The organism is Gilliamella sp. wkB178 (assembly GCF_001690705.1).
GTDB lineage: Bacteria > Pseudomonadota > Gammaproteobacteria > Enterobacterales > Orbaceae > Gilliamella > Gilliamella apicola_K.
This window is the reverse complement of the sequence record NZ_LZGK01000013.1, coordinates 398,176-413,374: the sequence shown is the minus strand read 5'-3', so window position 1 is coordinate 413,374 and position 15,199 is coordinate 398,176. Positions and strand designations below refer to the sequence as shown.

The following is a 15,199-nucleotide window of genomic DNA, read 5'->3' as shown; positions in this document are numbered from 1 at the left end:
ATATGCGAAGCAGCAACTCCGGAATTGGACTAATTACATTATACTTATTTATGATTGCTAAGACTTAATAAGCTATATTGAATCTCTGTTAACAGAATTAGCCATCTATTTTCGGATTTGCTATAATTTTGCATCTTTTATCAACTAGATAGCACTATGAACAATCGCTTTACATTATCACTCGCTTCGTTGTTAGCTTTATTGTTATTACCATTTGACTTGTTGGCACGCGATTTTAGTGGTCATGATCTTTCGCTGTTGTGGGCATCACCTTTCGCCGGGACTTTGCTATCTATTGCGTTATTACCACTATGGTTGCCCCGACTTTGGCACTATCACTATGGCAAAATCATCTCATTGTGGATGCTACTGTTATTAGTATCTATGTTCGTCTCATTTGGTTGGCAAACCACCGTTCATTTCACCACACACGCTATTTTAGAAGAATACATTCCTTTTATTTTACTATTACTGGCACTATTCACCACTTCCGGCGGCATTTTAATTAAAAGTGATGCCATCAGCACCCCAAAACTCAATGTTGGCTTATTAGCAATAGGTACTTTATTGGCTTCTATTATGGGGACTACCGGCGCGGCAATGCTGATGATTCGCCCATTAATTCGAGCTAATCGGGAACGACAACAGCGTGTGCATATTATTATCTTTTTTATCTTTTTAGTCGCCAATATTGGCGGTGGATTAACGCCGTTAGGTGATCCGCCTTTATTTATTGGCTTTTTAAAAGGGGTAGATTTTTTCTGGACTATCAAACATATGTTAGCCCCAGTTTTATTAACCACAATTTTGCTGTTAGGGATATTTTATTGCCTTGATTGCTATTATTATCGGCAACAATATTCTGGTTTAACCGTAACCACACCAATAAAAACCAATAAAACGATTAAAATCTATGGTTACTACAACATTTTATTATTAATTGCCATTATTATTAGTGTGTTAGGTTCTGGCATTTGGCAATCATCGATTAGTATTAGCATACTCGGCTCACATATCAGCTTGCCTCATTTAGTACGTAACGGCGTGTTTATTGTCATTACTTTAGTTTCTATTTTAATCACTCCTAAACAAGTACGAGCCGGTAATGAATTTAACTGGCAACCTATCATTGAAGTGGCAAAATTGTTTATAGGTATTTTTATTACCATTGTACCGGCGCTGGCAATTTTACGTGCTGGTACTGATGGTGCTTTAGCATCGGTAGTCACGTTGGTTACCGACGATCAAGGACAAGCAATTAATAGCATGTATTTTTGGCTGTCTGGTTTACTCTCAGGATTTTTAGATAATGCACCAACCTATCTGGTGTTTTTTAATCTAGCCGCTGGCGATGCCACCACCTTAATGACTACTTTAGAAAAGACTTTACTGGCAATTTCCATGGGCTCAGTATTTATGGGAGCACTGAGTTACATAGGTAACGCGCCAAACTTTATGGTTAAGAGTATCGCTAACCAACATCAGATCAACATGCCTAGCTTTTTTGGTTATATGAAGTGGTCAATCGGTATATTAATTCCAGTATTTGTGGTCAATAACCTAGTATTTTTTTTGGGATTTTAAACTGTATTTTTGCCAAGATGTTTCCTGAGAACCCTACGTTTGCGTATAAATATTTTTTATAAAAGTGTGAGTTTTCGCACACTTTTACAAAAAAGTTCTGCGTTCCTATAAATTACAGCCAAAAATATATTTTCCATGTCCAAATCTTAATGGTCAGATTAGCATTTCCTACATAGAATATTCTCATTATCATTGAAGCGAGGATTATTTCATGGTACAGATGCTTTTTGATAAAGATTATTTTGCCTGTAATGAGCAAAATATTACTATTGAACCAAGAAACCCTCAACCGGTTTATCCTGAGCATACACATAACTTTAATGAAATTGTGATAGTAACTGGCGGGCATGGCAAACATATTTTGAATGGTCATTTGTTTGATTTATACCCAGGCATGATGTTTTATATTCATGCCTCAGACTGCCATTTATACGAAAATGTGGATAATTTACATTTGACCAATATTTTATTTAGAGATCCGGATAGATTCAATTTCATCAATGGGATTAGCGATTTGATCCCGCAACAAGATCCTTTTCAAGCCCATTATTTTTTTGATAAAAAATGTGATCACAATATTCAAACTATTTTGACAGAATTAAATCATAGCGACACAGGATCTACCGCGTATCAAGAAAGTTTATTTTTACAATTGTTAATTTTATTTAAACAAAATCAGTATGTTGAAACTGGAACTGGTACTAACGATAATCGCGTTAGGCAACTGTTACGCTGGGTTCAAGTCCATTTTAAAGAAGATATCGATTGGAGCCATGTTACCCAACAATTTTCATTATCTTTGCGTTCATTCCACCGCCATGTAAAAAGTGAAATAGGTATTTCGCCACAAAAATATTTAATAAAACTGCGGCTAGCTGATGCTTATTCACAATTAATTTATACCGGTAAATCCGTTACTACTATCGCTCAAGAATGTGGTTTTAATGATAGTGCATATTTTGCAACATGTTTTAAACAAGAATTTAATCTTACGCCACAAACATTACGCAATAACCCGGATAAAAGGTATCATTAATGTTGTGGTTATATTAACAGGGATCGGTTATGCATAAATATTTACATTTATATAAGCAGGATTATTTTATTTCTGATTTAAATACCGTTACTGTTGAAAAAAGAGAACATCAAGACCCTTTTCCATTACATGACCATGATTTTGATGAGTTAGTTGTGGTGTCATCCGGTAATGGTGTGCATGTGTGGAATGATTATATTTATCCCATCACTAGTGGCGATATTTTGTATATTAATCACGATGATATTCATGGCTTTGAATCTGTTAATAATCTTAAATTATACAATATATTATATATTAGAGAAATTCTGTTTTTATCATCTATCATTGAGCCGTATTTGCCGAAAATTAATGCCAAGCACACCGAGCGACTGTGGCGTATCCAGCCTTCATTTTTAAAGCAGTTATCACCCTTGATTGAACAATTGTCTATTGAATCTAAAAAGAATAATTTAGCCTCAGTACACTTGTCTGAAGCATTATTTTTACAACTTATTATTTTACTCGATAGGATTAAGCAGCAACCTAATGATATTGCTCCTACCGCAACTCATCAGTTGGACATTTTGTTTACCGTACTGCATAACAGCATTGCTGGCCCATTTAATTTTGAAATGTTTTGCAAAGATTACAATATTGCCAGCCGTTCACTTAGTCGCTTGTTTAAACATCAAACTGGTATGACAATCAATGGCTATTTACACAAACTACGTTTATGTAAAGCGATGTCATTACTGCGTAATACCCCAACTGCTATTAGTACCATTTCCGCTGAATGCGGTTATGATGATAGTAATTATTTTTCAGCGGTATTTAAAAAGGAAACCAATCAAACCCCTTCACAATATCGTGCGCAATTCCATAATACCAAAATGGACTAATTACTCTCTTGTTTATACTTAAAGAGAGTAACTATTAGTTATTTCAGGTAGAAAACTGGTAATAGTTCTTCACTTATAGGGCTGTTATCGGCATTGCTTGGCATAATATCCCGCATAAATGCCCACCATTTTTGACAAGCAGCTGTTTTAGAAACTGCGTCCCAACGTTCTTCGGATTCAATTTCCACATAAGCAAATAATAGATTGCGTTTGCTATCTAAAAAAATAGAGTAATTGTGTGCGCCATGAGCCTTTAATTCTGCAACTAATTCCGGGAAAATTTCGTCATGGCGTTTTTTATATTCGGCGTGTTTATCTGGGTTAACTTGCATTATGGATGCTTTTCTTAGCATATTGATTCCCTCTTTTATTTTGGCTTGTTTATGCCTTATAGGAATGGGTTATATTGTTATATATACCCATTCCTGCGACAAGCGTGTCGTTTGATCAATTAATACACAGAACGGTACAATTCCTCAATTTCTTTGACATTGGTGTCGCGAGGGTTACCGCCAGTACAAACATCATCAAAAGCAGCTTGAGCTAGTGCTGCGATGTCCTCTTGTTTAACGCCAATCTCTTTTAATGTTGCCGGAATTCCTACATCTTTATTGAGCTGTTTAACTGCATCAACCGCGGCTTTACGAGCTGCTTGTGTGCTCATGGTTTCTGTGCCCTGCACACCCATGGCTTTGGCGATATCCCGATACTTATCTGCCGTAAATTCAGCATTATAGGCCATAATATGCGGCAATAAGACTGCATTAGCCACACCATGTGGCGTACCATAAAAAGCACCTAGTGGATGTGCCATACCATGTACTAAACCTAAACCAACATTAGAGAATCCCATTCCGGCAATATATTGCCCTAAAGCCATATCTTCACCACCTTTGGCTATGCCTTTAACTGAATCTCGTAACGAACGTGAAATCACTTCGATAGCTTTGAGGTGGAACATATCCGACAATTCCCAAGCACCTTTAGTAATATAACCTTCAATGGCATGAGTTAAGGCATCTACCCCGGTTGCTGCTTTTAAGCTAGCTGGCATACTAGCCATCATGTCGGAATCAATAATGGCAACGGCCGGAATGTCATGAGGATCAACACATACAAATTTGCGTTTCTTTTCTTCGTCAGTGATCACATAATTGATGGTTACTTCAGCCGCAGTACCTGCTGTGGTTGGAATAGCGATAGTTGGCACCGCTGGTTTTTTAGTCGGTGCTACCCCCTCTAAGCTACGTACATCAGCAAACTCTGGATTATTGATAATAATACCTATTGCTTTGGCGGTGTCTTGCGGAGAACCGCCACCAATAGCAATTAGATAATCAGCGCCAGATTGTTTGAAAACTTCAACACCTTTTTTCACCACACCAATAGTTGGGTTAGGCATGACTTCATCAAAAATCTGATACTTTAAGCCATTTTTATCTAATAAATCGGTAACTTTAGTGGCTACTTTAAATTTAATTAAATCTTTATCGGTTACCACTAATGCTTTTTTAAAACCACGTTTTTTAACTTCATCTACAATGTGGCTAATTGAACCAGCCCCAAAATAAGATGTTTCATTTAAGATCATACGAAATGTCATATATTATTCCTTTTAATTAATTAGCCATACCTAGTCCAACAATATTGGCAGCGACAATAATTACTAAACAACCAATACAAAGAATGCGTACTGGTTTTTTACCGGTGCCAAGCCATTCTTTTAACACTAAACCGACAATACCACCACATAACACATAGAAGCTCATGTGTAACATCCAACTCATAAAGCCATATTCAGTTGGGATGTTGGCGTGCCCCCAAGCATAAAAGAAGAATTGGAAATACCACATCGCGCCACCAAGGATGGCAAATAGTGCATTACTAATAAGTAGTGATTTAGCCACGGACATGTCCCGTTTGAAAGAAAGATCTTTTTTTGCACATAATCTAATAATGCAAAAACCAAGGTTAACAATGGCACCACCACCCATAATTACCACATAACTAGGTAATGCGACATAAAGGTGATCGACACCTAATTCCGCAGCTTTAGTATGCATTGGTACTGCGTAGCTCATAGCAAATGACATACCGGCAGAAAAGATACCACACATAATTGCTAACAATAAACCTTTTTTAAGATTAAAATCCTCAACTTGTACACCCAGTGTTTTTTCTTTTAATAACCCAGCATAAGAAACAATTGCCACTCCAACCACAGCAACAATAACACCTAAAATAGTCATTTTGCCACCGGTAGACGCGATCAATTCACCAAATTTTCCTTGTAAGATTGGTGTCATTAAGGTACCAACTATTAAGGTTATACCAATAGCAATACCGATCCCCATTGACATACCTAAATAACGCATGGTTAAACCATAACCAACATTACCAACACCCCACATGGCGCCAAATAGGAATACCGGAATGAGTATATCTGAACTAAATGAACCATAATAAGCCCAGAAGTCAGGCAGTAAGAAATAGCTAATTGACCATGGTAAAATAATCCATGAAAAAATACCTGCTACTGACCACATGGTTTCCCATGACCAATGTTGTACTTTTTTCAAAGGAGCATAAAAACATGCCGCTGAAGTGGCACCAACAAAGTGCCAAAAGATACCTAATATAATTGAACTACCCATATATTTTCCCTTATATTTTTAGTTATAACTTTAAATTTGGTTTGTTAGTCCACTAATTACTCTTTTAAAGCATCTGCCATCGGATTAACACCAAAACGTTCAGCCAAATGTTTAAATTGCTCAGTAGATATTGTTTGGCGTTTGCCACCCATGGATAAAACTTTAACCAATACTTCTGCTGATTTTTCAGCAGTATCAATCAAACCAAAGGTTTCATCTAATGTTGCTCCGGTACCAAACACACCATGGAAAGCCCATAACACTAGAGTATGTTTAACCATTTGTTTAGCTGTGGCATAACCAATTTCATCTTTACCGGGAACCATCCACGGCACCACGCCTACGCCATCAGGAAAAACAACCAAACATTCAGTACTCATTTCCCATAACAATCTGGTTATGACTGCGCTTTCTAGCTCTAATACATAAGTTAAGGCTATTAAGTTAGTGGCATGGCAATGCATGATGACGCGATCTTTACCTTGACTCTTTTCAATACGGACAATATGAGATTGTAAATGTGCTGCTAATTCAGAGGTTGGTAATCCCCCATTGATTAATCCCCACATTATGTAATAACCTTTACCTTGTTCATCGATCTTAACCACAGCTAAGGTATCGGCTGGATCTAATATTACATTACGGAAAAACTTGCCTGAACCAGTAACAATAAAGTATTGATTAGCAAGTTTACTCACATCTTGAGTTAATGATTCATGGCGAGGATTTGCATAAAAATCACTTTTAAATGAAGCTACATCACTATCGAGCAAGCGTAAGCTAACATTACCACCATTACGTTCATCCCAGCCTTTTAGCCACATATCATATGTGGCTTTGATCATACCTTGTACAAACCATGAAGATAGAATCTGTTGCATAGTCCTCACCTTATTAACGTTGACTTAATACTGTTTTTTCGTATTGACGAACAACATCTAACCAAGCACTACCAATTGGTGCCTCATTTTGTTGACAATATTTGTCCCAAACGGCTTGCCATGGTAATGATTTTTGTTCTTCTAATAATGCTAATCGGGAAGTAAAGTCGCGATCATGTTCCATTTTTTTAAGTTTCGCAGTTGGTTCTAGTAACGCTTTTAATAAACATTTTTTCATATTGCGAGTACCAATAACCCAAGCTGCAATACGGTTAATAGAAGCATCAAAGAAATCTAAACCAATATGGACTCGATTAAATAAATTGTTACGGACGATTTCGCTAGCTATGTTTTGAGTTTCATCGTCAAACAGTACCACATGGTCACTATCCCAACGTACCGGGCGGCTAACGTGTAATAACAAATGTTCAACAAATGGCATAACTGCTGAAATTTTGTCGGAGATAACTTCAGTTGGATGGAAGTGACCAGCATCTAAACAAAGTGCAGTTTTACGTGAAGTAGCATAGGCAAGATAAAATTCGTTTGAACCAGCAGTATAGGATTCTAAACCAATACCAAATAATTTACTTTCTACGGCATCAATATGATATTTAGGATTGATTTTTTCACTGATAATTTCATCCAAAGATTCTAATAAACGTTGTCTTGGACCAAATTTATCAACGGTAATGTCCTTCATACCATCCGGTAACCAGATATTCATTACTGATGCAGTACCTAATTCCTTACCAAAATATTCGGACACTTTACGGCAAGCTTTACCATGATCGATCCAAAATTGACGTATTTTTTTGTTAGTATGTGTTAACGTACCATCATTGCTCAAAGGATGTGAAAAATAAGTAGGATTAAAATCTAGACCAATTTTTTGTTTTTTAGCCCATTTTACCCAGTTAGCATAATGCTCTGGTTTGATTTCATTTCGTTCTACTTTGTGATCTGCTTCTAAATAGGATGCATGTAAATTGAGGCGTTTAGGGCCTGGTATAAGCTTAAATGCAGTATCTAAGTCTGATCTAAGTTCGTCAGCAGTACGTGCTTTGCCTGGGTAGTTACCAGTTGCTTGTATTCCACCGGTTAAATCACCGGCTTGTTTTTCAAAGCCAGCCACATCATCACCTTGCCAGCAATGAACTGAGATAGGTAATTTAGCCATTGCAGTAATAGCTGCATCTGTATCTACACCAATTTCAGCAAATCTTGCTTTGGCAATTTGGTAGGCATTATCAATTCCACTCATCGGATACTCCTTAATAAAATATATAAATTGTTTTAATTAGTTAATCGTTTATTTAGATCGTAATTAGTCGTCGGACGGTAATATTTAGTGTCAAAATTTTGCGCAATAATTGCACGCAAGTTGGATACATTAGGAACATCTCCTAATGAAATAAGTTGGTAACCTATGTTGCCTAAGGCGGAAGATTCAATTGGGCCAGCAGTTACATCAATTTTGCATAAATCGGCACATAACTGATTTAAAAAAGCATTTTGACAACCTCCACCAACAATATGTAAGGTTTTTATTGGTTGTTTAGTTAAGGTTGATAATTCTTCTATCACTGTTTTATAAAGCACTGCTAAACTATCAAAGATACAACGCACTAGCTGTGGTAAGGTTTGCGGTTCCTGATGGTTAGTTTCCAATGACACTTGTTTGATGGCCTCGGTCATTGATTCCGGATTTAAAAATCTGGCATCATTAGGATTAACTAAATAGCGGAATGGTTGTTGTTGCTTAGCTTGTTCGATCAGAGTAGTAATGTCAGATACATTGTGTTCGGCGCACACTCTTTGAAACAACCATAAACCCATTATGTTTTTTAATACTCGATAATTGCCATTAACACCACCTTCATTAGTGATATTAGCCTTTAGAGCTTGGGGGCCGGTAACCGGTGTTTTCGATTCAATCCCCATTAACGACCAAGTTCCGGAACATAAATAAGCACAACTTTGATTTTTGAGTGGCGCAGCAATAACGGCACTGGCAGTATCATGACTTGCCACTGCAATAACTGGAATTATGTCTCCACACGCATTATGCCAATAACCTACAGTATTACCAGGTGCTTGGATTTTGCCAAACCATTGACGAGGCACGCCAAGATAATTCAGTAAATCATCATCCCAATCATTAGTTGCCACATTAACTAATTGAGTAGTAGTCGCATTGGTATATTCACGGTTGAGTTTACCGGTTAGTCTGTATATAAGATAATCGGGGATCATCACTAAATCAGTGACTTGTGCTAACCAATCAGGTTGTTCTTGCATCATGGCTTTGAGTTGATACAAGGTATTGAAAGTCAGAAATTGTATGCCAGTTTTTTGATAAATATTTTCTATGCCTAATTCTGATTGTACTTTGGTCATTAGATTATCTGTACGGTGATCTCGGTAAGCATAAGTCGGACCGACTACGGTACCATTTTTATCTAGCAAAACATAATCTACGCCCCAAGTGTCAATACCAATACTGTCGAGTTTGATATTTTGTTCACTAATTTTGTTAAGTCCGGTTAGAATTTGTTGTTCTAAATAAACTAGATCCCAACAGAAATTTTGGGCTATCGGTTTAAATCCATTACTAAAACGATGAACCTCTTCCAGAGTTAGATGTTGGGTTTGTGATTGATAACGTGCCAACATTACTCTGCCACTTGAAGCCCCTAAATCTATAGCTGCTATATATCTATCTGCCATCCTAACTATCCTGATTATTGATTTGATGGTGACAGTCTAGATAGGATTCAGTTTTACAACATTTGAATGTTTGCCATTGTTGTTATTTTGTTGGCAAGATATTGAAAGTGGATGTGATCTATGCCACAAATTTACAATTAAACCAGCTTTATACATTCCCAATAATTCTTGTTATAATGGCGCATTTCCACCCATTATATAGAGAGCAATTTATGTTAAACCAATTTAAAGCAATCATTCAGTACCTTTTGCCTAAGCAATTATTAACCAGTATTTTTGGTTGGTTAGCTAAAAAACGTTTAGGTAAAGTGACTACTTGGATGATCATAGGTTTTAGCAAACTATATAAAGTCAATTTAGATGAAGCAAAATTAGATAATGTCAAAGATTACCAAACCTTTAATGACTTTTTTGCGCGTGAATTAAAAGATGATGCTCGCCCAATTGATGACGCAGCTAATGTGATAGTAATGCCTGCTGATGGTGTGTTAAGTCAATTTGGTACTATTCAAACTAACCAATTATTACAAGCTAAGGGGCACTTTTATTCTTTAGAGTCTTTACTTGCCTGCCATCCTGAAATGATTAAGTTTTTTACCAATGGTTCATATGCAACCACTTACTTGTCACCTAAAAATTATCATCGTTTTCATATGCCATGTGACGCTATTTTGCGGGAAATGATTTATGTGCCAGGATCATTATTTTCAGTAAGCCAAGCTACAACTGAGAGTATTCCCAATATTTTTGCTCGAAATGAGCGAGTAATTTGCTTATTTGAAACTGAATTTGGTCCTATGGCGCAAGTTTTAGTTGGGGCGACCATTGTTGGCAGTATTGAAGTTGAGTGGGAAGGCGTGATCACTCCACCACGTGATGGCATTATGAAACGTTGGACCTATGCTGGTGAAGTGAAATTAACTAAAGGTCAAGATATGGGTTGTTTTAAATTAGGTTCAACCGTAATTACTTTATTCGCTTCTCATGCAATTGAATTTGATAGTGACTTAAAAGTTGGCGATGTAACTCGAGTTGGTCAAAAACTAGCTGAAAGGATATAACTTTATGTGGCTACGTGGGGTTTTAATTTGGTTATTATTACTATTATCACCAATAGTATGGGCTGAAGAGACCGCGATAGTCATTAATGATGAAGAACAGTTGGCGCAAATTGTCACGCAGTTAAGCAAACAAAATGACGATTTACATCAAAATATGGATTTGCAGAAGAATCACTTATCCAGTATTGTTAATGAACAAAACAATATTTCCACGCAAATTTCCCATGTACAAAATACCCTTGCAACCCTTGATGAACAGGGAGAATGGCTAAGTTTTTCAACTGCACTAGGCGAAACCCTGCGGCAACAATTATTACGACTACCAGAAAAGCCAAAATCACAGGCGCTAGATGCCGAAATAGCTGAAGCCAAAGCTCAACAACTTAATTATAGTAATAATTTAGCTGAGTTAGAAAACTACCCGATATTAACTAACCCACTCAATACCACCAAACTGGCAACACCATACCGCCGGTTATTACGTGAACAAAGTGAATTGCTGAAAACGTTAATTTCGGGAACCGATACTACTATTCTGGAACTAACTAAATTAAAAATTGCCAATAAACAATTAACTAATGCTATTGATGAAGTTAATGATGCCGCTCACCGTTATTTTTTCTGGGTAGCGGATGTCAATCCGATATCGCTAAAATTCCCGTTAAACTTAGCTAAAGATGTTGTATATGTTATCTTTTCTATAGATACTGTGGCGCAACTTTATAATGCCAGTAAAGAAGTATTAACCTCACCTAAACCGCTTTTTTTATTAATATTGTCGCTGTTATTTGTGGCGGTACATTTTAAAATGCGTTCTAAGTATTATGCATTTTTAAGTAAGTCAGCGTCACGAGTAGGTAAAGTTACTCAAGATAGTTACTCATTAACTTTAAAAGTGATTATATATTCCTTAATTATGGCATTACCAATACCTATTTTATGGGCTGTATTTGGTTATGCGTTGCAAATTAATTGGGACTATCCGGTAGCGGTTGCCTTAGGATATGGGGTTAATGCAGCAGCGCCAATTTTGTGGGTATTTATTATTTCTGCCCATTTTGCCTTACGTAATGGGTTGTTTATTACTCACTTTGGTTGGTCGGAAAAAAGCGTTCGAGCAGCAATGAAATACTATCAACTTTCGGTATGGGTTGTAATTCCGCTAGTTATGATTGTAATGAGCTTTGATCAATTTAATAATCGTCAATTTGCAGCCACGATAGGTCGTGGTGCGTTTATTGTTTTGTGTTTTGCTTTAGTTTTCATGACTAATTCAATTCACCGTGCAGGTGTGCCCCTATATATTGATAAAAAAGGCTCTGGTGACAACCTACTAAGTCATATTTTATGGTTTATTTTATTAAGTGCCCCGTGGCTGGCAATTATTGCTGCTTGCTTGGGGTATTTGTCGACAGCACAAGTTTTATTAGGACGCCTTGAAGCATCGGTAATTATCTGGTTTGCCTTATTAGTGATCTATTTTATGACTCGCCGCTGGATGTGGATCCAAAAACGACGCATTGAATTTGACCGAGCCAAACAGCACCGATTAGAACGGATGCAACGTGCTAAAGTACATGAGGAGGAACTCGCTTCAATCAATGAGGGCGTAGATGAACCCGTTATTGACTTAGATGTAATAAGCGCCCAATCATTACAACTAGTTAGGTCAATTATTATGTTAGTTGCCTTAATCAGTATGATTTTGCTGTGGTCTGAATTACACTCTGCGTTTGCCTTTATGAATAATATTAAACTATGGGGAACAAGTGCCATCGTAAAAGGGGTGGAAATAGAACAATATATTACCTTGGGTGCTGTTTGTATTGCGATCTTAGTAATGACTATTACGGTACAACTAGTTAAAAATCTACCGGCGCTGCTTGAATTGGGGATTTTACAACATTTAGATTTAGCCCCTGGCACCGGTTATGCAATTTCAACTGTCTCTAAATATATTATTCTTATGATTGGTTGTATGGTAGCTTTTTCATTTATTGGTATCGATTGGTCGAAAATCCAATGGTTGATTGCTGCTTTAGGGGTCGGTTTAGGATTCGGTTTACAAGAAATTTTTGCTAATTTTGTTTCCGGCTTAATCATCCTATTTGAAAAACCAGTACGTATTGGTGATACGGTTACCATTCGCGATCTCACTGGTAATATCACCAAAATCAATACGCGCGCAATAACGATTGTTGATTGGGATCGTAAAGAAATTGTGATGCCAAATAAAGCCTTTATTACCGAACAATTAGTTAACTGGTCATTGTCAGATTCAATTACCCGAATTGTGTTAACCATTCCTGCCACAATTGATGCCGACAGTGAATTAGTAATCAGTTTGTTACAACAAGCCTCGGCTGAATGTGAATATGTACTCAATGAACCGGAACCCCAGGTATTTTTAGTGGATATTCAAGAAGGTATTCAATTATTTGAATTACGCGTGTTTGCTGCCGAAATGGGGCACCGTATGTTGTTACGTAGCGAAATTCAAAAGTTAATTATTGAGGCTTACCGTAAACATGGTCTGCAATTACCATTTCCTCCTTTACAAACCAATCTGGAAGCACTTGGTCGCAAAAGTGGCCGGCGCAGTTATACTGCGGGTTCCATTTAACCGAATAAAGTTTCCAGCCATGGTACCCCAAAGGCTCCAGGAGCAAGTAATACAAAAGCCCAAACTGGTGCTGAACTAATATTAGCTAAATTAAATTTGCTAGTTGGCATTTGCATGGTACCGGCAATTAACGGCACAATGGCGCGTAAAGGCCCAAAAAATCTACCAATAAAAACCCCAAAGGTACCGTAACGATGGAAAAATTGCTCAGCACGAAAAACTAATTTAGGGTGGCGATTAAGTGGCCAAGAGGCAATGACTGCTTGATGATAGTGTTTACCTAACCAATAAGAAACCGAATCACCAATAATCGCCCCTAATGAAGCGGCAATTAACACCGGCACAAACGAAATTGCCCCAGCACCGATTAAGGCACCGGCACCCAATAAAATGGCAGTTGCCGGTACCAATAATGAAATAATGGCTAATGATTCACCAAAGGCTAATAAAAAGATAATAGGTAATGCCCACATTTGATTGTTTTGTATAAACTGCATTATTACATGGGTAATTTGCTGTAATGACATACTTTTGCTTCGTAAATTATAAATTGATTATATTTCGACATTTTAACATAATAATCAAATGTAGGTTTAAGTTAGCTATTGAGCAGTAGCATCTTTTGACTATATTTAATCATTATTAATAATTGGTTAATTTATTTTTAATTGATTACTAATAACAACTGTCAAATTTTATTAACATTAGATAATGTAAAGCTAAAAACCACGAGATAAACATGACTATTGGAATCAAAACGATTGCAGTAAATAAATTTAACCACAGTCAATTACAGCACCCTGAACAAGATGTGTTAGCTATAGAAAAACCGGTAGCATTAGTTTACAACGGTATTTCACATGTGGTAATGATGGCAACCCCTAAGGATCTTGACTATTTTGCTATTGGTTTTTCATTAACTGAAAGAATTATTGAATCAGTTAATGAAATTTATGGTATTGATATCATTGAGACCCCAAAAGGGATTGAAGTTCACATTGAGTTATCATCCAGACGATTTGTAGAATTAAAAGCGAAACGCCGTAATTTAACCGGTAGGACGGGTTGTGGTATTTGCGGTACCGAGCAAATTGATCAAGTCTGTCAAATCATCCCTTCATTACCTTTTACTACTAACATTAAGTTAACTAATTTTAGTAATGTACTTGCATATTTAAAGCAAGTACAAATAGTTGGTGCCAAAACCGGTTGTACTCATGCAGCAGTATGGCTTGATGATCAAGGTAAGTTTATTGCTGGTTTTGAAGATATTGGTCGCCATGTTGCCTTAGATAAATTATTAGGTTTTCGGGCGAAACAATTACAAATTCATAGCGACTTAGCCAAAGGATTAGTATTGGTTTCTAGCCGAGCTAGTTATGAAATGGTGCAAAAAACTGCTATCTGTGGTATTGAAATTTTACTAGCTGTTTCAGCGGCAACATCGATGGCTGTTGATATGGCGAAGCAATGTAATTTAACTCTAGTTGGATTTTTTCGCGGGGATAAAGGCGTAATTTATACAGGTGAATCTCGTATTAGTTAATTTAAATAACATATTGATTAATATAATTAAAATACCTAAAGCAATCTTTTTGTAGTAACATAACTGCACAAGTACCTTTCTTTATTGTAAGAAGATCATCATAATATACGCCTTTTTATATAAGAAATGCTTTGATTTTCTTATATATTATTTTTATCATTAATGAAAAATTTTATTGATTAGTAGTTACAAAAGACTAAGGG

General features: G+C 36.7%; 13 protein-coding genes. 6 read left to right on the top strand and 7 right to left on the bottom strand.

Translation table 11 applies throughout. The annotated features are described in order from the left end of the window. The first annotated feature begins 156 nt into the window (after positions 1–156). From A9G13_RS06155 to A9G13_RS06145, 3 genes are all read left to right on the top strand, one after another. Entirely contained in the window at positions 157–1,584 is a 1,428-nt protein-coding gene (locus A9G13_RS06155) for a sodium:proton antiporter (RefSeq protein WP_065556713.1), read from the top strand. Between the two features lie 211 nt (positions 1,585–1,795). Further along, complete coding sequence (gene rhaS / locus A9G13_RS06150) at positions 1,796–2,620, top strand: HTH-type transcriptional activator RhaS (protein ID WP_081301178.1); 825 nt, start codon at positions 1,796–1,798, stop codon at positions 2,618–2,620. A gap of 29 nt (positions 2,621–2,649) precedes the next feature. Next, positions 2,650–3,501, top strand: a complete 852-nt coding sequence (locus A9G13_RS06145) for a helix-turn-helix domain-containing protein (RefSeq protein ID WP_065556712.1) — start codon at positions 2,650–2,652, stop codon at positions 3,499–3,501. A gap of 38 nt (positions 3,502–3,539) precedes the next feature. Here A9G13_RS06145 and rhaM read toward each other — a convergent pair whose 3' ends face one another. The 6 genes from rhaM to rhaB all read right to left on the bottom strand — a co-directional run bounded on the left by rhaM (position 3,540) and on the right by rhaB (position 9,766). Then, on the bottom strand, positions 3,540–3,854 hold the full coding sequence (gene rhaM / locus A9G13_RS06140; RefSeq protein WP_065556711.1) for an L-rhamnose mutarotase: 315 nt from the start codon (positions 3,852–3,854) through the stop codon (positions 3,540–3,542). 98 nt (positions 3,855–3,952) lie between these two features. Further along, positions 3,953–5,104 (bottom strand): lactaldehyde reductase, encoded by a 1,152-nt coding sequence (gene fucO, locus A9G13_RS06135; RefSeq protein WP_065556710.1) that lies wholly within the window; start codon positions 5,102–5,104, stop codon positions 3,953–3,955. 16 nt (positions 5,105–5,120) lie between these two features. After that, positions 5,121–6,155 (bottom strand): L-rhamnose/proton symporter RhaT, encoded by a 1,035-nt coding sequence (gene rhaT, locus A9G13_RS06130; RefSeq protein ID WP_065556709.1) that lies wholly within the window; start codon positions 6,153–6,155, stop codon positions 5,121–5,123. A gap of 56 nt (positions 6,156–6,211) precedes the next feature. Continuing rightward, entirely contained in the window at positions 6,212–7,036 is an 825-nt protein-coding gene (gene rhaD / locus A9G13_RS06125; RefSeq protein WP_065556708.1) for a rhamnulose-1-phosphate aldolase, read from the bottom strand. 13 nt (positions 7,037–7,049) lie between these two features. Next, complete coding sequence (locus tag A9G13_RS06120; RefSeq protein WP_065556707.1) at positions 7,050–8,300, bottom strand: L-rhamnose isomerase; 1,251 nt, start codon at positions 8,298–8,300, stop codon at positions 7,050–7,052. A 32-nt stretch (positions 8,301–8,332) separates the two neighbouring features. Then, positions 8,333–9,766: a rhamnulokinase gene (gene rhaB, locus A9G13_RS06115; RefSeq protein WP_065556706.1), complete on the bottom strand. Its 1,434-nt coding sequence runs from the start codon at positions 9,764–9,766 to the stop codon at positions 8,333–8,335. A gap of 212 nt (positions 9,767–9,978) precedes the next feature. Between rhaB and asd the strand changes: the two genes are divergently transcribed. Further along, a complete protein-coding gene (gene asd / locus A9G13_RS06110) occupies positions 9,979–10,827 on the top strand; it encodes an archaetidylserine decarboxylase (RefSeq protein ID WP_065556705.1) in 849 nt (282 codons plus the stop codon). 4 nt (positions 10,828–10,831) lie between these two features. Then, positions 10,832–13,450: a miniconductance mechanosensitive channel MscM gene (gene mscM, locus A9G13_RS06105; protein ID WP_065556704.1), complete on the top strand. Its 2,619-nt coding sequence runs from the start codon at positions 10,832–10,834 to the stop codon at positions 13,448–13,450. On the opposite strand, the gene A9G13_RS06100 is transcribed toward mscM, so the two are convergent. Further along, positions 13,447–13,977 carry a DedA family protein gene (locus tag A9G13_RS06100; protein WP_065556703.1) on the bottom strand — a complete coding sequence of 177 codons (531 nt, stop codon included), beginning with the start codon at positions 13,975–13,977 and terminating at the stop codon, positions 13,447–13,449. The genes mscM and A9G13_RS06100 overlap by 4 nt on opposite strands. Positions 13,978–14,189: 212 nt before the next feature. On the opposite strand from A9G13_RS06100, the gene fdhD reads away from it, so the two are divergent. After that, a complete protein-coding gene (fdhD, locus tag A9G13_RS06095) occupies positions 14,190–14,996 on the top strand; it encodes a formate dehydrogenase accessory sulfurtransferase FdhD (protein WP_065556702.1) in 807 nt (268 codons plus the stop codon). Positions 14,997–15,199: the final 203 nt, after the last annotated feature.